This window comes from Cryobacterium sp. CG_9.6 (assembly GCF_029893365.1).
In the GTDB taxonomy this organism is placed as follows: Bacteria; Actinomycetota; Actinomycetes; order Actinomycetales; family Microbacteriaceae; genus Cryobacterium.
Genome location: NZ_JARXUZ010000001.1, coordinates 2,715,728 through 2,740,146 on the forward strand (window position 1 = coordinate 2,715,728; position 24,419 = coordinate 2,740,146).

21 protein-coding genes are annotated in these 24,419 nt (G+C 66.5%); 5 read left to right on the plus strand and 16 right to left on the minus strand.

Annotated features, from left to right (window positions below; translation table 11 throughout):
- Nucleotides 1–20: 20 nt before the first annotated feature.
- Nucleotides 21–1,475 carry an MDR family MFS transporter gene (locus H4V99_RS12440; RefSeq protein ID WP_280678749.1) on the minus strand — a complete coding sequence of 485 codons (1,455 nt, stop codon included), beginning with the start codon at nt 1,473–1,475 and terminating at the stop codon, nt 21–23.
- A gap of 38 nt (nt 1,476–1,513) precedes the next feature.
- On the opposite strand from H4V99_RS12440, the gene H4V99_RS12445 reads away from it, so the two are divergent.
- The 3 genes from H4V99_RS12445 (at nt 1,514) to H4V99_RS12455 (ending at nt 4,853) form a co-directional block, all read left to right on the plus strand.
- Nucleotides 1,514–2,626: a VOC family protein gene (locus H4V99_RS12445; protein WP_280678751.1), complete on the plus strand. Its 1,113-nt coding sequence runs from the start codon at nt 1,514–1,516 to the stop codon at nt 2,624–2,626.
- Nucleotides 2,627–2,787: 161 nt separating this feature from the next.
- Nucleotides 2,788–4,017, plus strand: coding sequence for a divalent metal cation transporter (locus H4V99_RS12450; protein ID WP_280678753.1), 1,230 nt, complete (start codon nt 2,788–2,790; stop codon nt 4,015–4,017).
- A 5-nt stretch (nt 4,018–4,022) separates the two neighbouring features.
- On the plus strand, nt 4,023–4,853 hold the full coding sequence (locus tag H4V99_RS12455; protein WP_280678755.1) for a putative hydro-lyase: 831 nt from the start codon (nt 4,023–4,025) through the stop codon (nt 4,851–4,853).
- 822 nt (nt 4,854–5,675) lie between these two features.
- On the opposite strand, the gene H4V99_RS12460 is transcribed toward H4V99_RS12455, so the two are convergent.
- The 7 genes from H4V99_RS12460 to H4V99_RS12490 all read right to left on the minus strand — a co-directional run bounded on the left by H4V99_RS12460 (nt 5,676) and on the right by H4V99_RS12490 (nt 13,143).
- Nucleotides 5,676–6,356, minus strand: a complete 681-nt coding sequence (locus tag H4V99_RS12460) for a GntR family transcriptional regulator (protein WP_280678757.1) — start codon at nt 6,354–6,356, stop codon at nt 5,676–5,678.
- Nucleotides 6,357–6,373: 17 nt separating this feature from the next.
- On the minus strand, nt 6,374–8,101 hold the full coding sequence (locus tag H4V99_RS12465; RefSeq protein ID WP_280678759.1) for a biotin carboxylase N-terminal domain-containing protein: 1,728 nt from the start codon (nt 8,099–8,101) through the stop codon (nt 6,374–6,376).
- A 3-nt stretch (nt 8,102–8,104) separates the two neighbouring features.
- A complete protein-coding gene (locus tag H4V99_RS12470) occupies nt 8,105–9,700 on the minus strand; it encodes a 5-oxoprolinase/urea amidolyase family protein (RefSeq protein ID WP_280678761.1) in 1,596 nt (531 codons plus the stop codon).
- Between the two features lie 3 nt (nt 9,701–9,703).
- Nucleotides 9,704–10,462, minus strand: coding sequence for a 5-oxoprolinase subunit PxpA (locus H4V99_RS12475; RefSeq protein WP_280678763.1), 759 nt, complete (start codon nt 10,460–10,462; stop codon nt 9,704–9,706).
- A 97-nt stretch (nt 10,463–10,559) separates the two neighbouring features.
- Nucleotides 10,560–11,753 (minus strand): acetyl-CoA acetyltransferase, encoded by a 1,194-nt coding sequence (locus H4V99_RS12480; RefSeq protein ID WP_280678765.1) that lies wholly within the window; start codon nt 11,751–11,753, stop codon nt 10,560–10,562.
- Nucleotides 11,750–12,406: a CoA transferase subunit B gene (locus H4V99_RS12485; protein ID WP_280678767.1), complete on the minus strand. Its 657-nt coding sequence runs from the start codon at nt 12,404–12,406 to the stop codon at nt 11,750–11,752. Before H4V99_RS12485 ends, H4V99_RS12480 begins: the two co-directional genes overlap by 4 nt.
- A gap of 26 nt (nt 12,407–12,432) precedes the next feature.
- Nucleotides 12,433–13,143 (minus strand): CoA transferase subunit A, encoded by a 711-nt coding sequence (locus H4V99_RS12490; RefSeq protein ID WP_280678769.1) that lies wholly within the window; start codon nt 13,141–13,143, stop codon nt 12,433–12,435.
- Nucleotides 13,144–13,342: 199 nt separating this feature from the next.
- Between H4V99_RS12490 and H4V99_RS12495 the strand changes: the two genes are divergently transcribed.
- Both H4V99_RS12495 and H4V99_RS12500 read left to right on the plus strand, forming a co-directional pair.
- Entirely contained in the window at nt 13,343–14,140 is a 798-nt protein-coding gene (locus H4V99_RS12495) for an IclR family transcriptional regulator (RefSeq protein ID WP_280678771.1), read from the plus strand.
- Nucleotides 14,141–14,231: 91 nt separating this feature from the next.
- Complete coding sequence (locus H4V99_RS12500; RefSeq protein ID WP_280678773.1) at nt 14,232–15,689, plus strand: DUF4389 domain-containing protein; 1,458 nt, start codon at nt 14,232–14,234, stop codon at nt 15,687–15,689.
- Nucleotides 15,690–15,734: 45 nt separating this feature from the next.
- Here H4V99_RS12500 and H4V99_RS12505 read toward each other — a convergent pair whose 3' ends face one another.
- Genes H4V99_RS12505 through H4V99_RS12540 form a run of 8 tightly spaced genes read right to left on the minus strand, consistent with a single transcriptional unit; the run spans nt 15,735 to nt 24,416 of the window.
- A complete protein-coding gene (locus tag H4V99_RS12505) occupies nt 15,735–16,244 on the minus strand; it encodes a DinB family protein (protein WP_280678775.1) in 510 nt (169 codons plus the stop codon).
- Between the two features lie 32 nt (nt 16,245–16,276).
- Nucleotides 16,277–17,449, minus strand: coding sequence for an XdhC family protein (locus tag H4V99_RS12510; protein ID WP_280678777.1), 1,173 nt, complete (start codon nt 17,447–17,449; stop codon nt 16,277–16,279).
- A gap of 53 nt (nt 17,450–17,502) precedes the next feature.
- Nucleotides 17,503–18,258, minus strand: a complete 756-nt coding sequence (locus H4V99_RS12515) for an SRPBCC family protein (protein WP_280678779.1) — start codon at nt 18,256–18,258, stop codon at nt 17,503–17,505.
- Nucleotides 18,258–19,526 carry a VWA domain-containing protein gene (locus H4V99_RS12520; protein WP_280678781.1) on the minus strand — a complete coding sequence of 423 codons (1,269 nt, stop codon included), beginning with the start codon at nt 19,524–19,526 and terminating at the stop codon, nt 18,258–18,260. Before H4V99_RS12520 ends, H4V99_RS12515 begins: the two co-directional genes overlap by 1 nt.
- Complete coding sequence (locus H4V99_RS12525; RefSeq protein WP_280678783.1) at nt 19,519–20,511, minus strand: MoxR family ATPase; 993 nt, start codon at nt 20,509–20,511, stop codon at nt 19,519–19,521. The genes H4V99_RS12520 and H4V99_RS12525 overlap by 8 nt, the downstream gene beginning before the upstream one ends.
- Nucleotides 20,495–21,502 carry an XdhC family protein gene (locus H4V99_RS12530; RefSeq protein WP_280678785.1) on the minus strand — a complete coding sequence of 336 codons (1,008 nt, stop codon included), beginning with the start codon at nt 21,500–21,502 and terminating at the stop codon, nt 20,495–20,497. Before H4V99_RS12530 ends, H4V99_RS12525 begins: the two co-directional genes overlap by 17 nt.
- On the minus strand, nt 21,502–23,895 hold the full coding sequence (locus H4V99_RS12535; RefSeq protein WP_280678787.1) for an aerobic carbon-monoxide dehydrogenase large subunit: 2,394 nt from the start codon (nt 23,893–23,895) through the stop codon (nt 21,502–21,504). Before H4V99_RS12535 ends, H4V99_RS12530 begins: the two co-directional genes overlap by 1 nt.
- Nucleotides 23,892–24,416, minus strand: coding sequence for a 2Fe-2S iron-sulfur cluster-binding protein (locus tag H4V99_RS12540; RefSeq protein ID WP_280678789.1), 525 nt, complete (start codon nt 24,414–24,416; stop codon nt 23,892–23,894). The genes H4V99_RS12535 and H4V99_RS12540 overlap by 4 nt, the downstream gene beginning before the upstream one ends.
- Between the last annotated feature and the right edge of the window lie 3 nt (nt 24,417–24,419).

Sequence of the window (24,419 nt, forward strand, 5' to 3'; positions counted from 1 at the left end):
GAGGCATCCGCTGTGACGGTCTAGGGCTGGGTGGCCGCGTCGGGACTGGCGGGCGACGGCACGGGTTTTTGGATTGGTGCACGCACATCGGGCATCCAGAGGGTCGCACCGAGCACCGCGAAAGCTGCAATCACGATGGCGATAAAAACGCTCGTGGAGGCGGCCTCGATGGCGGCCGGTGTTGCCGGTCCCATGCGACCGGATGCCTCGGCGGCGAGAATGGCGTTGGCAACAGCACCGAAGATGGCCACCCCCACCGCACTGCCGATCGACCGGGCAAACAGGCTCGTACCGGTCACCACGCCGCGCTCGTTCCACGGCACACTCGCCTGCGCCGCAACGAGGCTCGGGGTGGCGACGAAGCCAAGTCCAAGTCCCACCGTGAAGCAGCTGAGAGCAACGATCACCAGGCTGGGGCGGCCTCCAAAGGCGGCCAGCAGACTCGTGCCCCCGATCACGAGGACCATGCCGCAGAGCACGGTGGTGCGAAAACCGAAACGCAGGTAGACCCGGCCGGAAATCGTGGCGGAGATGGGCCAGCCGATGGTGAGGGTGGCGAGGGCAAGCCCGGCCACGAGCGGCGAGATGCTGAGCGCGCCCTGCAGATACGTGGGCACGTAGGAGGTGAGGCCGATCAGGATGGCGCCGACGCCCAGTCCGATCAACGAGGTGGAGAGGAGCAGGCGTCGCGAGACCACCCAGAGCGGCAGCACGGGTTCGGATGCCCGCGATTCGGCCCACACGAAGCCGGCCAAAAGGATGCCACCCAGAACGAATGCTCCGATGCTCTGCGGCGAGTTCCAGGCCCAGGACTGCCCGCCCTCGAGCACGGCGAGAATGAGAAGCGTGAGAGAGGCCGTGAGCAGGCTGGCACCCAGATAGTCCACCCGGTGGCGGCGGCGCACGACGGTTTCGTGGAACGTGCGCGTGATCAGCCAGCCAGCGAGCACGCACAGCGGGATGTTCACCAGAAAGATCCACCGCCAGGAGAGGAACTCCGAGAATACGCCGCCGAGGGTGGGTCCGACCACGGCGGAGATCGCCCAGACGCTTGCGAGATACCCCTGAACCCGGGCACGTTCGGCCACCGAGTAGATGTCGCCGGCGATGGTAACCGCCATCGGCTGCACCGCTCCAGCACCGAGCCCCTGCACCGCACGAAAAGCGATGAGTGCGGGCATGCTCCAGGCGAAGGCACACAGAATCGATCCGAGCAGGAACAGCCCGATGCCAATGAGAATGATCGGCTTGCGGCCCACGGTGTCGGAGAGTTTGGCGTACACCGGCACCGACACCGCCTGCGCCAAGAGGTAGATCGAGAAGAGCCAGGGGAACTGGGCAAACCCACCCAGATCATTCACGATCGTGGGCACCGCCGTGGCAAGAATTGTGGAGTCGATGGCCACGAGACCGGTTGTCACCATGAGGGAAATCAGGATGGGACCACGCTTGGATCGAAAACCCACATCATTCATTTATTAACCCTAGATCAGCATCCGCTCCTCTCCGACCTGTGGCTGATACGGTCCTAGGAGGGCCGGCCCGGGCAGTGTGGGCGTTCGGCTGGAAGCACCGCATCGCGCTCTCTCAACGTTTGGCTGTCTCGCTCATGATCAAGCTGCTGTCCCATCTGTCGCACGTGAGGCTGGCGGCGCCGGATCGTGAGGCGTCTGCCCGCTTTTACACGGAGCATCTCGGGCTGCGCGAGGTGCATCGCGACGACACCTCCGTCTACCTCCGCACACCCGACGACTACCATCTCTTCAGCCTGGCACTGGAGCAGGGGCCGGAAGCGGCGTTGGTGAGTCTGGCGTGGCAGGCGGTGTCTGAGGCGGCGCTGCGCGAAGCGGCCGAGCGGGTGGCCGCGGCGGGAATTGCTGGCCAGTGGCGGGCGCGGTCATTCGGGCGAACCCGGTCTTTCCTGTTCACGGGGCCCTGGGGACACACCATGGAACTCGTTGCCCAGACCGACAAGTTTCACCAACCCGACGATGACGAAGACGCGGCAACAACCACGCAGGCGCAGGCTCTCGACCACGTAACACTCGCAACCAGCGATGTGGCAGCTTTCCTCACCTGGCACGGCGATGTGCTCGGTCTTCAGGTGGTGCCCCAGACCCTTCTGGAGCAATCCGGCACCACCGTGTACGCCGTTCTCGGGGCCAACGCCACGTCACCCGAGTTGGGTGTCGTTCTCGACAGCTCGCTCCGAACCGGTCGGCTGAACCATGTGGCGTTCCGCATCGACGATCGGAGCGAGCTTCTCGCCGCCGCTCCCCGGCTCGCGGCCGCCGGCGTGCGCGTCGAGCACGGCCCGACGACGCATCTCGAATACGGCCCCAGCATCCACGTGCTCGGTGAGCAGAATTTTCTCTACGTTCGAGACCCTGGCGGCCTGCGCGTGGAAGTCATAACCGGCGCCTTTCTCCCCGCGGTACCCGATCGCGCGCCCGCGTTCTGGCGGCCCTCCCCGGGGCCCGCAAATGTCTACGTGAACGCGCGTATGCCACTGTCGATGACTGAGGGTTTTCCAGCGGATGCCGCTCCCACGGCCACGGAGGAGGGCGTCGTTCCCGGCACCGAGGCGCGTCTTCTCCCTCACCCAGACGGCCGTCCCGCCCGTTAACTGCCCCCGCAGCGACCGCTATGTGACGGGCACGTTACGTTTTCGGCTGATTCACCCCAATCGCACCTTTGTCCTTGCGATGATTGTTCAACAATCGTAGGCTTTCACAAACCCAGTGACCTCCGGCGCTGCGGCAAGCCCCAACGAAGCGAGCGCAGCACATGGTCACCACGGTTTCCCCTGTTCAGAAGAAGCGACGCAAGCCCCGCAGTCAACATCGCGGCGCTCTCCTGGGAGCAATGTTCCTCATGGCCACGAGCGCCGTGGGGCCCGGTTTCATTGTGCAAACCACAAACTTCACGGTTCAGCTGGGCGCAGCCTTCGCCTTCGCCATCCTGGTGTCGATCCTTGTGGACATTGCGGTGCAGCTGAATGTGTGGCGCGTCATTGGTGTCAGTGGCAAACGCGCGCAGGAGTTGGCCAACACGGTACTGCCGGGTGCCGGCTGGTTCCTTGCCGCACTCATCTTTCTGGGCGGACTTGTCTTCAACGTGGGCAATATCGCCGGTACGGGACTCGGCCTCAACGTGCTGTTCGGCATTGACGCGCGCCTCGGCGGCATCCTCTCGGCCGTGGTGGCCATCGCTATCTTCCTCAGCAAGCGCGCCGGCCTTGCCCTCGACAAGATCGTCGTGGTGCTCGGCGCCATCATGATTATTCTGATCGGCTACGTGGCCATTGTGTCGGAGCCGCCGCTCGGTGATGCCATCCGCAACGCGGTCATTCCCGAGAACATCGACTTTCTCATCATCACCACCCTCATCGGTGGCACGATCGGCGGGTACATCACCTACGCCGGCGCGCACCGCATGATCGACGCCGGCGTATCCGGAAAGGGGAATGTTCGCGAAATTACGCGCAGTTCCGTTCTGGGCATCATCATCACGGGCATCATTCGCGTTCTCCTCTTTCTCGCCATCCTGGGCGTTGTCGCCGGCGGTGTGGCACTCACGAGCGACAACCTCGCGGCCGAGGCGTTCCAGTCCGCCGCGGGTGAGTTCGGCTTCCGGCTCTTTGGCATCATCCTGTGGGCAGCATCAATCACCTCGGTTATCGGTGCCGCGTATACGTCGATCTCCTTCGTCACCACACCGAAAACATCACCGCGAATACGCAGCATTGCCACCTGCGTGTTTATTGCCGTCTCCACCATTGTCTTCTCCTTCATCGGTCAGGCACCCGCAACCCTGCTCATCATGGCCGGTGCGATCAACGGCCTGATCCTGCCCGTGGGCTTCGCGGTCATCCTCTGGGTGGCCTGGCGTCGGCGGGATCTTCTCGGTGGCTACGTCTACCCGAAATGGCTCCTCCTCATCGGCGTTCTGGCCTGGCTGCTCACGCTCTTCCTTGGCTACCAGTCTCTCGGCGGCATCGCGAAGCTCTGGGTGTAGCCACCGTGATCACCCCGGCCACCAGCCCCGCGCACGCCGGGGTCCTCACCCCGGCCGAGCGCGCCGCGCTCTCCCCGGCCGCGGCGCGAGCGCTCTTCCGCACCGGACTGGCCACGCCCACCGCCGGGTGGTCGAGTGGATTCACTCAGGCAAACCTCATCATCGTGCCGCGCGAACAGGCCTTCGATGTGCTCCTGTTCGCCCAGCGCAATCCCAAGCCCTGCCCCATCCTCGGGGTACTGGAGGCGGGCGTCACGAGCGGTCCCCTGCTGGTGGGTGGGGACATCCGCACCGATGTGGGTCGATACACGGTGTACGAGAACGGCGTCTTGGTTGCCGAACCGACCGACCTGCGCGAGTGGTGGCGCCCCGACCTGGTCACGTTCATCGTGGGCTGCAGTTTCACGTTCGAGGCGGCTCTGCAGCGCGCCGGCATCCCCATCGCCCATATCGAGCAGGGTCGGAACGTGCCCATGTATCGCACCAACGTGCGGTGCGCTCCGGCCGGTGACATGGCGGGTCCGCTTGTCGTCTCCATGCGGCCCATCGCGGCAGATCGGGTAGCGGATGCCGTGCGCATCACCGCGCAGTACCCCGCGGTTCACGGTGCTCCCGTGCACGTGGGCGACCCGGGCGCTCTGGGAATTCGCGACCTGTGCACCCCCGACTTTGGGGAGGCCGTGACGGTACCCCCAGGGTACGTGCCGGTGTTCTGGGCGTGCGGTGTCACACCGCAGGCTGCGGTGATGGAGTCCCGTCCTCCCCTGGCGATCGGCCACGCCCCCGGTCACATGCTGATCACCGACGCGCGCGACTCCGACTACCTCGTGGCCTAGCCCGCCGCCCGGGTAGCGCCAATCACACCCTTCCGGCCGCCCCGAAGGTGCAAACACCGCCACCTCCCCGCGCGGCACCGCGGTCCGGTCCTCCCTTAGCGCCAATCACACCCTTCCGGCCGCCCCGAAGGTGCGAACGCCACCACCTCTCCGCGCGGCACCGCGGCGCGGCTCTCCCTTAGCGCCAATCACACCTTCCCAGCCGCCCCGAAGGTGCAAACGCCACCACCGAGCCGCGCGGCACCGCGGCCCGACTCCCGGGTGGCGCCAATCACACCTTCCCGGCCGTCCCGAGGGTGCAAACACCGCCACGTAGCCTCGACCCGGCCTTGGGATGACGCCAATCACACCTTCCCAGCCGCCCCGAAGGTGCGGATGCCGCCGATGCCGATCAAGCGCCGAGTGGATGCCTCGGCCCGGGCCTCGGGTTACGGTAGTCGCACGTTCCCAGGCACCCGGAAGATGCGAACACTTCCATCGAGCCAGGGGACGCCGCGAAGCGGCACGCGGGGAACAGCCACCACTCGTTCCCGGCCGGCCGGGAGGAGCGATGGGTGCCGAGTCGCCACGGCCCCGGGTTGCGCCATTCACACGTTGCCGGGCGGCCGGAAGGTGCGAACGCCACCACCGCGCCGCCCGGCACCGAAGTCCGGCCCCCGGGTAGCAGCCTTCGCACGTTCCCAGGCGCCCGGAAGGCGCGAACGCCACCGATGACGGGCGGATGCCTCGGCCCGGGCCTCAGGACAGCGGCCTTTGCACGTTCCCGGGCGGCCGGAAGGCGCGAACGCCACCACCGCGCAGCGCGGCGCCTCGCCCGCGGCCTCAGGACCGCGCGCGGGCGGCCAGCAACTCGGCTTCGGCGCGCACCAGGTACACGCCCATCAGCGCCGCCGACTCTGCGCGGTCCCCCGCGTCGAAACGTTCGAGGATACGAGCGTTCTCTTCGATATACGGAGCGTGGAAAGACGGATCGGCAACCATGGAGTGAAACACGAGCCGCATCTCCGCGAGCACCTGACTCATCTGCAGGTTGAGCCGGTCGCTCCCCGCCAGGGCGACGACGCCCGCGTGGAAGGCCTGATTCGCACTTGCCATCTCGAGCACCGAACCCTGGGTGCGTGCGGCGCGACCGCGGGCGATCGCCGCGTGGAGGGCATCCGTTGTGACATCGGTTGACCACGTGAGGGCGGCCGACTCGAGAAAACGACGCACCCGGTAGATCTCTCGAATGTCGTCGGCCGTGGGCAGGGTGACGAACACACCACGGTTGGGAATGCGGGTGACCACGTGTTCGCCGGCGAGGGTGGCAAAGGCCTCGCGGAGCGTGTTGCGGGAGACCCCGAGCACATCGCACAGGATGTGCTCCGCGAGCTTGGCACCGGGGGCCAGCTGCCCCGCCGAAATGCGCTCGCGGAGCACCGACGCGGCCCATATTCCCGTTTCGGCATGTCTACTGTCCGCGGTCTCCCGGCGCAGGTGAGGAAGGATCTCGTCGAGAGTCATAGCCCCACAGTATCCACTCAGTCGTCGATGGCGGCGACGATGGAGTGAAGCGCCACGGTGTCGCCCGGTGTGACGCGGCGTCCGGAGAGCGTTCCGGTGCGGTGGGCGAGAACCGACGACTCCATTTTCATGGCCTCCAGAATGAGGAGCGGGTCGCCCTCGGTCACGCTCGCCCCGTCGTCGGCCAGCCATTTCACGACCGTTCCCGCCATTGTGGACCGCACATCACCGGGGTTGACCTCGGGGTCCGAGACAGCGGATGCCGCAGCAGCGCCACCGATTCCGGCCAGGAGGTTCTCGGGCAGCCCCAGAGCCACGCGCTTGCCGTCGATCTCGATGGTGACGGTGCGACGGGCAGCGGACTCCTCGTGCGGCATGAAGCCGGGGTCGATGGCCAGCTGCTCGGCGAACTCGGTTTCGATCCAGTTGGTGTGCACGCCCAGCGCCTCCACGCCAGTGAACGCGGGTGTACTCACGACGGCGCGGTGAAAGGGCAGCACAGTGGGCAGCCCCGTGATCTCGAATTCGGCCAGGGCCCGGCGGGCCCGGCGAAGGGCCTGCGGCCGGTCGGCACCGGTCACGATGAGCTTGGCCAGCAGGGAGTCGAACTGCGGCGGCACCGCGTCTCCGGCCCGAACACCGGCATCCACGCGGATGCCCGGTCCGCTCGGCACCACGAACGTCGCCACAGATCCGGGCGCGGGCAAAAAACCGCGCCCCGGGTCTTCGGCATTGATACGGAACTCGAAGGCGTGGCCCGTGGGCACCGGGTCTTCGAGCACGGGCAGCGGACCGCCCACGGCAATCTGCAACTGCGCGAGCACGAGGTCAACACCGGAGGTCTCTTCCGTAATGGGATGCTCCACCTGCAGGCGGGTGTTCACCTCGAGGAAGGAAATGGTGCCGTCGTCGGCCAGCAGATATTCCACCGTGCCGGCGCCCACGTACTGAGCCTCGATGCAGATGGCTTTCGCCGAGGCGTAGATCTGCTCCCGCTGCGCAGACGTGAGGAACGGGGCCGGTGCCTCCTCGACAAGTTTCTGATTGCGGCGCTGCAGCGAGCAGTCGCGGGTGCCCACGACGATAACGGTGCCGTGTCCGTCGGCGAGGATCTGCGCCTCCACGTGCCGGGGCCGGTGCAGAAAACGCTCCACGTAACATTCGCCGCGGCCGAACGCGGCCACGCTCTCGCGCACCGCCGCGTCGAAGGCCTCCTCGATCGCATCCATTTCCCACACGACCTTCATGCCGCGTCCGCCACCGCCAAACGCCGCCTTGATGGCGACGGGCAGTCCGTGCTCCTCGGCAAAAGCGCGCACCTCGGCGGCGGTCTCCAGATGACCTTCCGACCCGGCCACCAGCGGTGCGCCCACCCGCACGGCAATCTCGCGTGCCGACACCTTGTTGCCCAGCACGCGGATGCTCTCGGGGGTCGGTCCGATCCAGATCAGCCCGGCATCCACTACGGCCTGCGCGAAGTCGGCGTTTTCCGAGAGGAAGCCATACCCCGGGTGCAGGGCATCGGCCCCGGCACGCACGGCGATGGCGAGCAGTTTCTCCACATTGAGGTACGTGTCGGCGGGGCTGTTGCCGCCCAGGGAGTAGGCCTCCGTGGCCAGGCCCACGTGCAGGGCATCAGCGTCAACGTCGGCGTAGACGGCCACGGAGGTGAGGCCGGCGTCGTCACAGGCCCGAATAATACGCACGGCGATCTCGCCCCGGTTTGCGATCAAAACTTTCTGCACGGGTCAGCTCTCGTTCGGGGTTGGGGTAGCGGATTCCGCGGTGGCGGGAAGCATAACGGGCACGAAGCGAATCCGTGCTCCGGTGCCCAGCTGGGCGGCGAGATCAAGATCGGCGTGCAGCACAACACCGAGCACGGGGTAACCGCCGGTCACCGGATGGTCGGCGAGAAAAAGCACCGGAAGGCCGGATACGGGAAGCTGGATGGCGCCGGATACGGTGCCCTCGCTGGGTAGCTCCCCGTCTCGAGACCGGGTGAGGGCCGCTCCGTCGAGGCGCAGTCCGATGCGGTTGGATTGCGCCGTCACGGTGTAGGTGCCGTCGGTGAAGTCGGCGAGCGTGCGCGGGCTGAACCAGTCGTCACGCGGCCCGAACACAAAGCGCAGCTCCGTCACCTCGCTCGGTGGCGCCGGTGTGGGTTCCGGGGCCCCGACAACGCTAGTGGGGGGTGCGAATGCAACCCGAAGTTCCGTGTCGACCTGCAGGGGCGCCGGTCCGAGCCCGGACATGGAGTCGGTGGACCTACTCCCCAGAACCGGCGGCACGTCAAAGCCGCCGCGTACCGCAACATAGCTACGCACTCCCCACTCCGGTGCACCCAGAGTCAGTCGTTCGCCCGTCTTCAGGGCAAAGGGAGCATCGGTGGGTACCCGGCGCGGGACCGGTGCGATGCCCGAGATCTCGACCGGCACGCCGGCGCCGGTGACCGCAAACACGTGGTCGCTGCGGGCCTCCAGCACAAGGCCGCCGAGGGTATTCTCCAGCACCGCCGCTGACGCGGGGTTACCGGCGAGTCGATTGGCCCGGCGCAGAGCGCCACGATCGAGCGCTCCCGCACCGGCCACGCCCATGTTGGCGAGGCCAGCACGGCCGAGGTCCTGCACGGTGGTCTGCAACCCGGGCTGCACGACGCGAACATCTGCCACGCCGACGGGCTCCGTGACAGCCTCCGAACGCACTCTTCCGGCGGCGCTCACGAACTCACGCACGGCTCGAAACTGCACCCGATTTCCCGGCTGCACGAGGGCGGGCTGGTCGCGGTCGAGACTCCACATCACGGAATCCGTGCGACCGATCAGTTGCCACCCGCCCGGCGAGACTCGCGGATACACGGCGGAGTAGGAGTCGGCGAGCGCAACGGATCCGGCGGGAACGATGTGCCGCGGCGTCGTGCGCCGTGGCACGAGCAGCTGGTTGTCGCCCACCAGGTAGGCAAACCCCGGGGCGAAGCCGCCGAAGGCTGCGGTCCATGGCCCCGCGGTATGGGCGGCAATTACGCCCTCCCGGCCGAGCCCGGTGAGCTCGGCCACCTCGTCGAGGTCCTCGCCGTCGTAGACCACGTCGATCGTCACGAGCGTGTCATCCGCGGCCGAGGTCACGCTGGCGTCGAGAGCCCGCAGCACGGCGGGCATCCGCTGGGCGGCTGCGGCGGTGTTCGCGCTCACGAGCACGGTCTCGGCGGCGGCCACCAGATCCACCTGACCCTCGAGCGGATGCTCCGCAAGGGTCTCGTACAGACTCAGCACCTCGCTGAGCGTGGCGAGTTGCACCAGAACAGAGCGGTCACCCACGGGCCGGATGGATCTGATGATGGACGGCATCCGCTAGATAAAGCTGTCGATCGTGATGCCGGAGCCCACCAGTGCGGCGCGCACGGCTGCAGCCAAGACCACGGAATCGGGGGTATCGCCGTGCAAGCAGATGCTCTCAACCTCCACGTCAATAAGCTTGCCGTCGATGGCGAGCACCTGATGGTCGCCGGCCAGGCGCAGCACCTGTTCGGTGACGGCTGCCACCGAGTGCAGCACGGCTCCGGGAAGCGCCCGTGACACCAGAGTGCCGTCGGGGTTATAGGCGCGGTCGGCAAAACCCTCAGCGACGGTGCGCAGGCCGGCCGCGCGGGCTGCCCGCTCGATCTCGGAATGCGGGAGCACCATGATCGGCAGCGTCGCGTCAACGGCGAGCACAGCCTCGACGACCGCGCGAGCCTGGGCGGGGTGATGCACGATCGAGTTGTACAGCGCCCCGTGCGGCTTCACGTAGCGCACCGCGGTGCCGGACACGCGAGCAAGCGCTTGCACGGCACCGATCTGGTACACCACGTCGTTGCTGAGCTCGGTGGGATTCATGTCGATAAAGCGTCGACCGAACCCGGCCAGATCCCGGTAGCCCGGGTGAGCCCCCACGGTCACGCCGGCTGCCGCCGCGGACGTGCAGGTGGCCCGGATGGTGCTCGGGTCACCCGCATGAAACCCGCAGGCCACGTTGATGCTCGACACCGACGCGATGATGGCCGCGTCGTCACCGAAGGAGTAGATGCCGAAGGATTCCCCGACGTCGCTGTTCAGATCAATGCTGGGCATCGGTGTCCCGTCTCGAGAAATTTGTTCCCTCTAGACTGCCCTACTTGCCTGAATTGTTCAACAATCAGCCGAATATCAGTCGTGATCGGCGCCGTGGCTACACGGCCTCGAGCACGCTCACGTAGTTGGCCACTCCCACGCCGCCCATGTTCTGCACCGCGGCGCGACAGGCGCGAGGCAGTTGCATGTCGCCCGCCGTTCCGGTGAGCTGCATCGCCGAGATCACGTGCTGCGACACCCCGGTGGCCCCCACCGGGTGGCCCTTGGCCTTGAGTCCGCCCGACACGTTGATGGGGAGTTTACCGCCCACGTAGGCCCAGCCCTCCTCAATGGCACGGCGTCCCTCGCCGCGCTCGGTGAGCCCAATCACCTCATACATGATCAGTTCGGCAATCGTGAAGCAGTCGTGCACCTCCACGAAGTCCAGGTCATCGAGTGCCACCCCCGCCATCGACATCGCGCGCTGAAACGACACGCGGGCGGAGGCGAACTCGGTGGGGTCGCGACGCGCCGCCGGCAGAAAGTCATTGGCCTGGCCGAACCCGGCAAGCCGCACCGGCGGGGTTGCCGCGGTGGCGGAGCGATAGGGCTCGGTGGTGAGAATCAGAGCCGCGGCACCGTCGGACACGGGTGAGCAGTCCGTGCGGCGCAGGGGCGCGGCCACGATCGGATTCCGGTCGGAGACGGTGCGGCAGAACTCCTCACCGAGATCCTTCCGCAACTGCGCGTAGGGGTTTGCCACACCATTGCGGTGATTCTTCGCGGCGATGGAACCGAGCACGTCATCGATGGCGCCGTAGCGGGCCGCGTAGGCCTGCGCCACGGTGGCGAAGAGTCCGGTGAATCCCGTCGTCGATACCTTTCCGGCCATGTCGTAGTCGGCGCCGAGCAGAGCCGACCCCACGAGCTCGGCCGGGGCATGCGTCATCTTCTCGGCACCGATCACGAGCACAGTGCGCGCGGTCCCGGCGAGGATCGATTTCACGCCCTGTTGCACCGCGGCGGAGCCGGACGCGCAGGCGTTCTCCACGCGGGTGGAGGGAACGTGCAGCAGGCCGGCATCCGTTTGCAATGCCAGTGACGAGGGAAAAGCGAGCGGCGTGAGGCCCGAATTGAACTGACCGACGAAGATCTCGTCAACCTGGCTCGCATCGATGCCGGCGTGGGCCAGCGCCTCGGTCGCCACCTGCACGATGAGGGTTTCCAGCGTGTCGTCGACGAGTTTTCCGAAGCGACTGTGGCCCCAACCGGTGAGGAGCACGTCCCGGCCAAACTGTTCCTGGAGGCTCATACGAGTTCCTCCGCAAGCTCGGGAGCTACCTGGAAGGTGGCCTCGGTCTTCTCACGAATTTCGGCCACCGTCACCCCCGGTGCCAGACGCTGCAGCAGGAGGCCGTCGGGGGTCACGTCGAAGACGGCGAGGTCGGAAATAATGCGGTCCACCACCGCCAGTCCGGTGAGCGGCAACGTGCACTCCGTCACGATTTTGGCCGAACCGTCGCGGGCCACGTGCTCGGTGAGCACGACCACGCGCGGGGTGCCCGCCACGAGGTCCATCGCCCCGCCCATGCCCTTCACCATTTTTCCCGGGATGGTCCAGTTGGCGAGGTCGCCGTTGCCAGCCACCTGCATGGCGCCGAGGATGGCCACCTTCACGTGCCCGCCCCGAATCATGCCGAACGACGTGGCGGAGTCGAAGATGGAACCGCCCGGCAGCACGGTCACGGTTTGCTTACCCGCGTTGATCAGGTCACCATCCTCTTCACCCTCGTAGGGGAAGGGCCCCATCCCGAGCAGGCCATTTTCGCTCTGCAGGGTTACCGAGATTCCCGCCGGTAGGTTGTTGGCCACCAGCGTCGGGATTCCGATGCCAAGGTTCACGTAATCACCGTCAGCCAGCTCTTCGGCCGCGATCGCGGCCATTTCATCGCGTGTCCAGGTCATGTGTCTTCTCCTTCAAAGTCTCGAAATCAGGCGGCGACGGTGCGGGGGCGCACGGTTCGCTGTTCAATGTCTTGGGGACGGTTGCGCGACTGCACAATCCGCTGCACGTAGACCCCGGGGGTCACCACGTGATCGGGCTCGATCTCGCCCGGCTGCACAATGTGCTCGGCCTCGACGATCGTCACGAGGCCCGCCGTGGCCACCACGGGGTTGAAGTTTCGCGCCGTGTAGCGATACACGAGGTTTCCCCCGGTATCGGCAATGTGCGCCTTCACCAACGACACATCCGCCACAATCCCGCGCTCCTGCAGGTAGGTGACCCCGTCGAAGTCGGCGAGCGGCTTGCCCTCGGCAATGAGCGTGCCCACGCCGGTCTTCGTGTAGAACGCGGGGATTCCCGCTCCCCCAGCACGCAGGCGTTCCGCGAGGGTTCCCTGCGGGCTGAACTCCACCTCGAGGGCGCCGGCCAGAAACTGCTCGGCGAACAGCTTGTTCTCACCCACATAGGAGGCAATCACCTTGCCCACCTGCCCGGCCTCCAGCAGAACACCCAGGCCCTTGCCATCGATGCCCATGTTGTTGGACACCACGGTGAGGTTTTTTACACCGGATGCCCGAACCGCGTCAATGAGGTCGGCGGGAATACCGCTGAGACCGAAGCCTCCGACGGCGAGGGTCATGCCGTCCCTGAGCACGTCGCCGAGAGCATCGGCCGCACTTGTCTGCACCTTGGTCACTGAATCTCCTCGTTGAGTGGACTGCCGATTCACCATGTCCACGTTGTGGACAGATCGTCTCCCCTTAGCCAATCGCGTTTGTCCAGCAGATGTCAACAGTCGGCCCCGACAATCCCGACAATCCTCCACGCCGTGGTCAGGTGCTGCCATCATGTCCATATAATGGACATCATTCGGCCCTGAGGAGAATCGAGTCGTCATGCCAGAGAACGGCACGAGCCGCGCACCGACACCCGTGCCGGGCACGCAGGTGGTGAGCCGGGTGGCCCTCCTGCTGCGGCTCGTGGGGCAGGACCCCGGGGGTCTCCCCTTCGGCCAGATTGTGCGGCAGAGCAGGCTGACCCGGCCCACCGTGCACCGACTGCTGAGTTCCCTCCTCAGCGAGGGGCTACTCGATCACGACCCGGCCACCGGCACGTGGCGATTGGGGCCGGAAATCTTTGTCATGGGCGCCATTGCGGCGCAGTCGTATCGCATCGAAGATCTGGCCCGCCCGAGTTTGCATCGTCTTGCCGAGGAAACCGGGGAGAGCGCCTTTCTCTCCATTCGGCGCGGCGGTGAAACCGTGTGCCTCCTCCGCGAGGAGGGTAGTTTCCCCATTCGCTCATTTGTGTTGCATGAGGGGGTGCGGTTTCCGCTGGGCGTCGCATCCGCTGGCCTGGCGATACTGGCATATCTGCCCACCGACGAGGTGGACCGGTTACTCGTGCAGGACGATGCCTTCCGGGAGCGGTGGGGAGAGCAGCACTCCCCCGCCGCCATTCGCGTTCACCTCGAGCAGACGCGGGCCACGGGTTACGCACTGAATCCCGAGCTGATTCTGGAGGGGAGCTGGGGCATGGGCGCGGCCATTTTCGATCACGTGGGCCGGCCCACCTGGGCCCTCTCGCTCACCGGGATAGAGCCGCGCTTTCGCGCCGGACGGCAACCCTATCTGGGGCAGATGCTGCTCGACGAGGCGCACAAGATCACGCAGAAGTTACAGCGCGGTCGCTAATTCGGGACTTGTGGCCCTGCTCCAGCCCATTTCGGTGCATCATCGTTGGAATCATCTGCTGATCACTCTTCGAGAATGCCTGAGGTACTGCATGAGCACAGCGGCAGCCACATCTGCAACTCCACCGGCCCGTCCCGGCGGCGGCCTGCGGGCGGTCTTTCTCATTCTCGTCATTCTTGGCGCCCTCATCGCCTCCTCCGGAATCGGGTCCATTGTGGGCGGATCGGTGGTGGCCTGGGCCGGTGCCCAGCAGGGGTCAGCCGGGTTCTTCAGCACCCCCACGCGAACACTGGCTGTGGACACCTACGCGGTCACCTCCCCGGCCATCGATCTGGGCACCCCGTCGGGAACCACCGTGATGACCACAAACGTGGGCAGTATTCGGCTGCAGGCCACGTCCCGACGACCGCTGTTTCTCGGTGTCGCTCCCACAGCCGACGTGGAACGCTACCTCGCCTCCTCGGCACACTCCGAAATAACCGGGATGGACAACTCACCCTTCACGGCCAGGTTTCGCGAACTGCCCGGCACCGAGCAGCCCGCACCGCCCGGCACGCAGGACTTCTGGGCCGCCTCAACCTCGGGTACCGGCACGCAGGAGCTGGTCTTCGCCGTGCGGGATGGCACGGAGATACCGCGGGGCCAGTGGACCGTCGTCATGATGAACGTGGACGCCAGCCCCGGTGTGAGCGCTCAGGTGTCCGCCGGTGCGCGTCTGACCCTGCTCGGGCCGCTGGGAGCCGTTCTCATCGTTGCGGGACTGCTCGCCCTGCTCGTGGGGAGCGCCCTTGTTCTGGTGGGGGCGATTTCGCTCGGGCGCGGCCAGGCGCTAGCCGGGGCATCCGCTGTGGATACGCCGCCCACATCGCTCTACCCGTCGAGGGTGCGCGGGGAACTTGACCCGCAGGTGTCCCGCGGACTGTGGCTGGTGAAGTGGGTTCTCATCATTCCGCACCTGATCATTCTTGTTTTTCTGTATTTCGCCTTCGCGGTGGTCACTGTTGTCGCGTTTTTCGCCATCCTCTTCACGGCTCGCTACCCGCGGGCACTGTTCACCTTCAACGTGGGGGTCATCCGGTGGGGGTGGCGAGTGGCGTATTACTCGTACTCCGCCCTCGGCACCGACAGGTATCCGCCCTTCACGCTGGAGAGGACGGACTATCCGGCCGACTTCGATGTGGACTACCCCGACCGTCTCTCTCGCGGGCTCATCTTCGTGAAATCTTGGCTGCTCGCCCTCCCGCACCTGCTCATCGTGGCCGTCTTCACGGGCGCCGCCACGAGTGGAACCTGGGGAGGCGACTGGCCTACGACCGGGAGCGTACCCTCGGGTGCTGCGGCTGGATTCTCCCTGATCGGAGCGTTGGTGATCATTGCGGCCGTGATCCTGCTCTTCAGCGGTCGGTATCAGCAACCGCTCTTCGATCTGATCCTGGGCCTTGACCGCTGGGTGCTGCGCGTACTCACCTACACGGCTCTGTTCCGCGACGAATACCCGCCCTTTCGTCTCGATCAGGGTGCCGAGGAACCGGAGGCACTCAGGTCGTGATCGTGGTGGGCTGCGGCAGCGCCGGGATCGGTCTTATCCGTGCCGCTAGCCCAGACGCTCGGCGATCCCACGCAGAAGCGCGGCCTGTCCGGCGTGCTCCAAGTCGTCTCCGATCACGCTCACCAGCCGAACACCGCGAGTCACGGCCGGGGTCCACCGGCGATCAATCACGTCGTCGAGGTCGGCTTCGGTCAGAGTCGACAGGTAGGCAAGCGTCGTGGCATGCACGGCGTCGTAGTAACCACGGAGCAACTCGGCATCCACGCGCACCGCGGCAACCTCATCGCTTGAGTGCCCGTAACCAGTGGCCGACGCTTCGAAGGGCAGACCAAACTTCTGCTCCCAGCCGCCTTCGGTCCAGGTCTGCTCTCGGCCGGCCAGCTCGGCTACATGGTCGTCTTGCACGCGGGCGAGATGCCAGACGAGCCAAGCCACCGTGTTGGCATCGGCATCCGCTCGGAACGTGAGAGTGTCAACGGATGCCCCGTCAACGGCCCCATGAACAGCAAACTGAATGCGTCCATAGGCTTCGATAAGCAGGTCCGTCGAGTTCATGGGTCTCCTTGGTGGGTGCGGCTGCTCCCACGCTACCCGTTCACGCCCACCCGGGAGTCGTTCGGGAGCGCCTCCAGGGACGGCTGCTTGTCGTGGTGAATGGGGTCGGCGAGTCGACCGAGCGGCAGACCGCTGCCACCCCACTGGGTGCTGATAATTTCGGCCACGATCGAGATGGCGGTCTCCTCGGGGGTGCGGGAGCCAAGGTCCAGCCCGATCGGGCTGTGCAGCGTGGCCAGGGCCGTTTCGTCGACGCCGGCTTCCCGCAACCGGGCCATGCGGTCGAGGTGGGTGCGCCGGGACCCCATCGCCCCGATATAGGCGACGGTCGGGCCGGCCAGGGCCACCTCCAGCACGGGGACGTCGAATTTGGGATCGTGGGTGAGCACGCAGATCACGGTGCGGCCGTCGATGCGACCTGCTGCCACTTCGGCGGCGAGATACCGGTGCGGCCAGTCCACCACCACCTCGTCGGCTCCCGGAAACCGGGACGACGTGGCGAACAGGGCGCGCGCGTCGCACACGGTCACGCGATAGCCGAGGAAGGACCCGGCCTGGGCCAGAGCTGCCGCAAAGTCAATAGCGCCGAAGACCAGCATCCGTGGCCTTGGCGCGTAGCTGCTCACGAACACGCGAAGCCCCTCACCGCGGCGTTCGCCGTCCGGCCCGTAGCCGAGTGTGGTGGTGCGGCCGGCCGCGAGGAGACCGAGTACGTCGTCACCGACGGCATGGTTGGCACGCTCGGACCCCAGATCCCCTTCCACGCCGGTCGAGCGCACCACCAGGTGACGGCCGAGCCACGCCGGGTCGGGATGCTCGATCACGGTCACCACTCCCACGGCGCGACCGGCATCGATATCCTGCTGTACCCCCTCGAGAAGCGCAAACGTGTCCCGGGAAAGCGGTTCGACGAAGATGTCGAGAATCCCGCCGCAGGTCAGCCCCACAGAAAAAGCGTCATCATCGCTGATGCCATACCGCACCAGCTGCGCCTGACCGTCCTCCACCACCTGAGTGGCGAGATCGTAGACCGCGCCCTCGACGCACCCTCCCGAGACCGACCCGACGACGGTGCCGTCGGCGCCCACGAGCATGGTCGCACCAGGCGGGCGGGGCGCTGATTTGAACGTGCGCACGACTGTTGCCAGCCCGGCCGTCGTTCCGCCGCACCACCCCGTCATAATGTCGGCGAGGATCTCGCGCATCCTGTTCCTTTCGGTCGTGTCGCCGTGTCGTCGTATGCCCCTCGCGTGGCTGACTATCGTCCAGCCACGCGACGGCCAATCTGGTATGCGATTAACGCTACCGCCGCCAGCAGACCCACAACCGTGCAGGGCTTGCTGAGCTGGTCCGTGACCATACCGCGGGCGAGGGTCATGGCGTTCAGGCTGGTCTCGGCCGGGGCGGTGCTGCGCGCAGACTGCGTCGTCGGCCGCGCGACCGGGGCGCTCGCTACGGGCGGAGAAACCGCGTCACTCCGGGCCAGAATGACCTCCGGCCCGGCAGAGGAGGCCGCAACGACTGGTTGCGGTGCCGTGTCACTAACCGGTGCCGGGGCCGACCCGGGACCCTCCTCGACCAGTTCCTGAAGGTTGTCGGCGAATAAGCGCATCATCTGGTCGGTGACACTGCTGATGACGCCCTTGCCCATGGCCGCGGCCTTCCCGGAGAGGGCCATGTCCGCGCTGACCGTGCCACTGGTGATTCCACCGCTCTCGGTGAGAATAAGCGTCACGGTGGCCTGGGCGGTTCCCTGTCCGCGGGTCTCCTGCGCTTTGCCGGAGAAGACGGCGCGGTGGGCGGGTTCATCGCGCTCGTCCACGTTCATCTGACCGCGGTATTGCATGGTCACCGGCCCCAGTTTTACCTTCATTCCCACCTGGTAGGCATCGTCGGAGAGCCTGTTCAAAATTTGGGCGCCGGGCACACACCCCGCCACCCGCTCGAAATCCATCAGGGTATCCCACACGGTCTGCACCGGGGCGGTGACGGAGAAGGTGCTGTCGAGTTGCATTAGGTTGTCCTCTGCTCGTTAAGAGTCGGCGTCCTGGGCGTCGGTGCCCGGGATGGTTGGTCGGCGCCGATCACGGCCGCCAAGTCGGTGAGAGCTGCATAGCTATGCCCGCTCAGAAACGCGTCACAGAAGGGCAGCGCCGCCGCCATGCCGCCCACAAGCGGCTGGTAGTCGCGGGCAACCTTGCGGGGATTTACCCAGATGATGCGGTGAGCGAGGCGACGCAGCCGCTCCATTTGCGCAGCCACGTCCTCCGGAGCGTCCTGCGACCAGCCATCCGATAACACCACCACCACAGCGCCGCGGGCCAGTCCGCGCCGGCCGTACGCGTCGATGAAACAGCGGATGCCCGCGGCGAGCCTCGTCCCCCCGGCCCAGTCCGTGGCCGTGGCCGCTGCTCGTGCAAGCGCGAGGTCGGGGTCATGCAGGGCGAGCTGACGGGTGAGCCGGGTCAGGTGGGTGGAGAAAACGAACGCTTCCGCGCGTGCCCCGCTCGCCGCTCCCTGTAACAGGGACAGGAACACGCGAGTGTAGGGCTCCATCGACCCGGAAACGTCGCAGAGCAGCACGAGCCGACGGGCCGTCGAGCGGCGGCGTTGATGCACCAGCCGGGTCGGGTCGCCGCCGGTTCGCTGCGCGGCGCGAACGGTGCGGGCCAGGTCGAGGCGGTCGCGGCGGTGTCGAGACGCCACGGTGCGCCGGCTGAGCCGGGTGGGAGTTTGTAACCGGATGCTGCGCACCAGCAGGCGCACTCGCTCCCGTTCGTCAGGACCCAGGTCGGCAAAAGCCATGTTGTGCAGGTGTTCCTCGGCCGAGGTCAGCAGCAGAACGGACTCACGTTCCGGGGCGTTGGAGGCAGCTGAATCGGAGTCGGCACCGGGGAGCGGCGCGGGCGCGCGGGGCGCGGACGGGGGGTCGCCGCCATCGGCTGGCCGGTTCGCCGGCGGCGCGGGCCGCTCCTGCGGCTCGGAGCCCACCGCTGGCGGGGCGTTTTGCTCACCGCGCCGGTCTGCCGGGTCAAGTTGTCCGTCGAAGACGGCGCTGAACACCGCGTCGAAGCGCGGCAGCTGAGTGAGTGAAGACACGAAGACAACGCGGGCGGTCCAGTACAACGCCGGCCGGTCGGTGGGCGGAACCAGCCGCAGCGCCTCGGCGAACCGCATGGCCCTGTCGGGCGATACGCTCAACCCTGCCCGGTGCAGTGCGGTCCCGAAGCCGGCGGCGAAAGCAGCGCCCTCAACGGCGACGGGCCAGGCCGTCTCAGCCATGGACATCCTCCAGCAGCCACTCAGTTCCGCGCGCCAGAGCGGTCTGCTGGTCATCGCGGTTCTTCAGCACGGACCCCCAGGTCTGTTCCACTGCGCGCTGCGTCAACCGCGGAACACCCAGCACGGTGAGGGCGCTCACCCAGTCGATGGCTTCCGCGATACCGGGCGGCTTCACCAGATCGAGAGAACGCAGCCGACCGATGGCGGTTGCGGCGTCCCGGGCGATCGGCTCCAAGCTGGTCGGCACCCGCCGCCGCACAATCTCGGCAATCCGCTCCGCACCCGGATAGTCGATCCAGTGGTAGAGGCAGCGCCGGGTGAGGGCGTCGTGCAGATCGCGCGTGCGGTTACTGGTGAGGATGACGATGGGCGGATGCGAGGCACGTACCGTTCCCAGCTCTGGCACCGTGACACTGGCCTCGGCGAGCAACTCGAACGTGAGCGCCTCAAACTCCGCGTCGGCCCGGTCGATCTCGTCGAGGAGAAGAATGGCCGGCCTGGGTCCGGGATGTTGGATCGCCTGCAGCAGCGGGCGACGCAGCAGGTAGTCCGGTCCGTACAGACCGCTTTCGGTCAGGTCCAGGCCCTGCGCCTCGGCCAAGCGAATACCCAGCAGCTGACGCGGGTAGTTCCACTCATACAGGGCCTCACCGGAGGAGATCCCTTCGTAGCACTGCAGCCGGTAGAGAGGGGTGTCGAGCAGGGTCGCCAGTACCTTGGCGATCTCGGTCTTCCCCACCCCGGGTTCACCTTCAAGAAGCAACGGCTGCGGCATGCGCATCGCGAGGAACAGTGCGGTCACGAGCCCCTCGTCGGCGAGGTAATCGCCGGAATCAAGCGACCGACGGAGCGCCTCCACACTGGGAACGAGGTCAACGATCCCCGGTTCCGCGCCCGCGCGAGCAGCCCCGGCGTGGGCACGGGGAGCCTCGTCAGCGGCGGGCAAACCCGCGGCGACGCCGGGTCGCTCAGCTCGCGAAAGCATATGCTGCCGGGTCGGCAATGAAGGCGCGGCGACAGCCCGGCGCGCAAAAATAGACGGGCTGGCCCTCGTGCACAACGTGGAGCGACTCGGCCACCGCCGGCACGGACATGCCACACACCGGGTCGACAGCATCGAGCCCGACCGTATCGCTCTCTGCCTTGTCGAGCTCTGCCGTGTCGGGCACGGCGTCGTCGATCACCGGAGCCGCCCGGGTGGCACGCTGCTGCACGAGTTGCGCCAGGATCGACAGGGCAATCTCACCGGGTGTGCGCGCCCCCAGGTCGAGTCCGGCCGGGCTGAAGACGCTCGCCCGCTGCTCGGGGGTCACATCCAACGAGCGGAGCACCGCGGCTCCCCGGGAGAAGCTGGCCACCAGCGCCACATACGGCACGCCCGCCTGGAGCGCGGCGGTGAGTGCGGGTTCTTCGTCGCGGCCATGCGAGGCCACAATCAGTGCGTCGTCACTCTCGCTCGGCCGCGCAGCAGCACCGTCCGAGAGCACAATCTGCAGGTCGAGGTGGGGTCCGAGATCGGCGAGCGCCAACGCAACGGGCGTGCCGCCCACCACCAGCACCCGGGGCAACGGCAGCACCGGCTCTAAAAATATTTCTATAGCCCCATTGCTCAGACAGGGGTTGGCCACCTCCACGGCCCCCTCCTCGAACGCGCTCGACGGCACGCCGGGCACCACCCGTAACAACAACGGCCGGCGGTCCCCGAGAACTTTCAAGCCAAAGCGGCGAACGGATGCCTCCACGCACGTGCCGCCGACGAATCCGTCGATCGCCCCATCGGAAAGCACCAGGGCGGTGTCGCCCGCATGGGCACTGGTTGGTCTCTGCGCGCGAACCACGGTGGCCCGCACGTAGGGTTCGCGCCGGGCGGACAGCCCGTCGGCACGCTCTTGTAGCGTGCCGACGGGACGGGTCTGCTGCGTCGCTGCCGGTGAGGTCGAGCCATCCCCACCCCAGGTGTGCAGTACGTCACTCATTAAATCGGTGACCGGGTCCGGCCCTGCATTGCTTCCCAGACTCGAGCGGGAGTGCAGGGCATGTCCATGTGGGTCACGCCGAACGGAGCCAGGGCATCCACCACCGCGTTCACGACCGCCGGCGGGGACCCGACCGTGGCCGATTCTCCGATGCCCTTGGCACCAATGGGGTGGTGCGGTGAGGGCGTCACGGTGAATCCGGTCTCCCAGTCCGGCACCTCCATGGCAGTGGGAATGAGGTAGTCCATGAACGACCCGCCGAGGCAGTTACCCTCCTCGTCGAACTCGATGAACTCCATCAGGGCCATTCCCACGCCGTCGGTGAGCCCGCCGTGCACCTGACCCTCGATGATCATCGGGTTGATCCGCGTGCCGCAATCGTCCACGGCGATGAAGCGGCGCACCTTTACGTGCCCGGTACCCGGGTCGATGTCGACAACGCAGATGTAGGCGCCAAAGGGGAAGGTGAGGTTCGGCGGGTCATAGTTCACCTCGGCGTCGAGATTACCGTCGATTCCTTCCGGCAGTGCGACGGTTCCGTGGGCTCCCATGGCGATCTCGGCCATGGTTTTGCCCATGCTCGGGTCACCCTTCACAAACCAGCGCCCCTTCTCCCATTCCAGGTCTTCAGGTCGCGTCTCCAGCATCGCCGCGGCAATGAACTTGGCCTTCTCCTTCACCTTGCGGGCAACAAGCACCACCGCGGCACCACTCACCGGAGTGGAACGGCTGCCGTAGGTGCCGAGCCCGAACGGGGTCTGGTCGGTGTCCCCGTGCACGACGTCGATGTCTTCCGGCGGGATACCGATCTCTTCAGCCACGATCTGCGCAAACGTGGTCTCGTGACCCTGACCCTGACTCTGCACCGAGATTCGCACCACGGCTTTGCCGGTGGGGTGAATGCGCAGTTCGGCACCGTCTGCCATACCCAGGCCGAGAATGTCCATGTCCTTGCGCGGCCCCGCGCCGACGGTCTCGGTGAAGAAGGAGATACCGATTCCCATCAGCTCCCCGCGCTCACGCTTCTCCTTCTGCTCGCGGCGCAGTTCGTCGTAGCCGGCCATCTCCATGGACAGCCTCATGGTGGGCTCGTAGTCGCCCGAGTCGTATTCCCAGCCGGTCTTGTTGAAGTAGGGAAACTGCTCCGGCTTGATGAAGTTTTTCAGTCGCAGTTCCGCCGGGTCCATTTCGAGTTTTTGGGCGAGAATGTCCACCATGCGTTCCACCAGGTACACCGCCTCGGTGACGCGGAACGAGCAGGCGTACGCCACTCCTCCCGGCGCCTTGTTGGTATAGACACCGGTGACGGAGCAGTGTGCCGCGGCCAGGTCGTAGCTTCCGGTGAAGATATGGAAGAAGCCGGCCGGGTACTTGGTGGGCTGCGCAGTGGCGTTGAACGCCCCATGGTCGGCGAGAACGTTGGTGCGAAGGCCCAGGATCTTGCCGTCCTTGGTCGCTGCAATCTCGCCCTGCATGATGTAGTCGCGGGCAAACGAGGTGCTCATCAGGTTTTCCGAGCGGTCCTCCACCCATTTCACCGGCTTGCCGGTGACCATGGACCCGACGACAGCCAGAATGTAGCCGGGGTAGATGCCCACCTTGTTGCCGAAACCGCCGCCGATGTCGGGCGAGATGACCCGAATCTTGTGCTCGGGAATGCCGGAAACCATGGCGAAGAGTGTGCGGTGAGCGTGCGGAGCCTGCGTGGTCTCGTACAGGGTCAACCGGCCGTCGACGGCGTCGAAGTCGGCAACCGCCCCGCAGGTCTCCATCGGAGCCGGGTGCACGCGGGGGTAAATGAGCTCCTGCGACACGACCACGTCTGCGGCCGCGAAGACGGCATCCGTTTCGGCCTTGTTGCCCGCCTCCCAGTCGAAGATATGGTTGTCGGTTCGACCCTCAAGATCGTCGCGGATGACCGGCGCACCGGGGTCGAGCGCCTTCCGGGCATCAACGACGGGGGTCAACACGTCGTACTCAACCTGAATCAGCTCGAGTGCATCGCGGGCGGCGTAGCGGTCTTCGGCCACCACAAAGGCAACCTCCTGCCCCTGAAAGCGCACCTTGTCGGTGACCAAAACCGCCTGCACGTCCATGGACAGGGTGGGCGCCCAGGCCAGGCCGAGCTCCTGCAGGTCGGCGCCGGTGATGACGGCTACAACTTTGGGGTGTGCCAGCGCCTCGGTGGTGTCGATGGAGACCAGGCGGGCGTGCGCGACCGGTGCCCGCAAAATGGCGCCGTGGAGCATACCGGGCAGCACGATGTCGTCGACGTAGCGTCCCTTGCCCCGCACGAAGCGGGGGTCTTCCTTGCGCTGCATGCGGCCATGCCCCACTGGACGGTTGGCGTCGCCGGCTGCCGGGTTGGGCCCGCGCTCATCGAGAATGGTCATGCGCGCACCTCCTCGGTACTCGCACCGGTGGTGCCCGAGTCAACGGATGCCGCCTCTCGGCCGTTCGGATGCTCGGCGGCCCACTGCACCGACCGCACGATCGTGGCATAACCGGTGCACCGGCAGATCTGTCCCGAAATGGCTTCGCGAATCTCCAGCTCCTCCGGGTGGGGGTTGGCGTCGAGCAGGGCGCGGGCGGTGAGCATCATGCCGGGGGTGCAGAAACCGCACTGCAGGCCGTGTTCCTCCATGAAGCCCTGCTGGACGGGGTCGAGCGTGGCCCCGTTGGCCAGGCCTTCCACCGTGGTGATGGCATGCCCGTCGGCCATAGCGGCGAGCACCGTGCAGGATTTGACCGGTTGACCGTCCATGAGCACCACGCAGGTGCCGCAGTTCGAGGTGTCGCAGCCCCAGTGCGTTCCCGTGAGGCGCAGGTCGTCACGGATGAAGTGCACGAGCAGAACCCGAGGTTCGATCTCGCGGGTGACGTCATTGCCGTTGATGGTCATGCTGATCTGCATCGT

Coding starts and splice junctions, on each gene's coding strand:
- H4V99_RS12515 (WP_280678779.1), bottom strand. CDS start 18,258: ATGCAACTCGACAGCACCTTCTCCGTCACCGCCCCGGTGCAGACCGTG.
- H4V99_RS12480 (WP_280678765.1), bottom strand. CDS start 11,753: ATGAGCCTCCAGGAACAGTTTGGCCGGGACGTGCTCCTCACCGGTTGG.
- H4V99_RS12530 (WP_280678785.1), bottom strand. CDS start 21,502: ATGAGTGACGTACTGCACACCTGGGGTGGGGATGGCTCGACCTCACCG.
- H4V99_RS12485 (WP_280678767.1), bottom strand. CDS start 12,406: ATGACCTGGACACGCGATGAAATGGCCGCGATCGCGGCCGAAGAGCTG.
- H4V99_RS12475 (WP_280678763.1), bottom strand. CDS start 10,462: ATGCCCAGCATTGATCTGAACAGCGACGTCGGGGAATCCTTCGGCATC.
- H4V99_RS12510 (WP_280678777.1), bottom strand. CDS start 17,449: ATGCGCGAGATCCTCGCCGACATTATGACGGGGTGGTGCGGCGGAACG.
- H4V99_RS12500 (WP_280678773.1), top strand. CDS start 14,232: ATGAGCACAGCGGCAGCCACATCTGCAACTCCACCGGCCCGTCCCGGC.
- H4V99_RS12495 (WP_280678771.1), top strand. CDS start 13,343: ATGCCAGAGAACGGCACGAGCCGCGCACCGACACCCGTGCCGGGCACG.
- H4V99_RS12505 (WP_280678775.1), bottom strand. CDS start 16,244: ATGAACTCGACGGACCTGCTTATCGAAGCCTATGGACGCATTCAGTTT.
- H4V99_RS12460 (WP_280678757.1), bottom strand. CDS start 6,356: ATGACTCTCGACGAGATCCTTCCTCACCTGCGCCGGGAGACCGCGGAC.
- H4V99_RS12520 (WP_280678781.1), bottom strand. CDS start 19,526: ATGGCTGAGACGGCCTGGCCCGTCGCCGTTGAGGGCGCTGCTTTCGCC.
- H4V99_RS12470 (WP_280678761.1), bottom strand. CDS start 9,700: ATGCCGTCCATCATCAGATCCATCCGGCCCGTGGGTGACCGCTCTGTT.
- H4V99_RS12540 (WP_280678789.1), bottom strand. CDS start 24,416: ATGCAGATCAGCATGACCATCAACGGCAATGACGTCACCCGCGAGATC.
- H4V99_RS12440 (WP_280678749.1), bottom strand. CDS start 1,475: ATGAATGATGTGGGTTTTCGATCCAAGCGTGGTCCCATCCTGATTTCC.
- H4V99_RS12525 (WP_280678783.1), bottom strand. CDS start 20,511: ATGCTTTCGCGAGCTGAGCGACCCGGCGTCGCCGCGGGTTTGCCCGCC.
- H4V99_RS12535 (WP_280678787.1), bottom strand. CDS start 23,895: ATGACCATTCTCGATGAGCGCGGGCCCAACCCGGCAGCCGGCGACGCC.
- H4V99_RS12450 (WP_280678753.1), top strand. CDS start 2,788: ATGGTCACCACGGTTTCCCCTGTTCAGAAGAAGCGACGCAAGCCCCGC.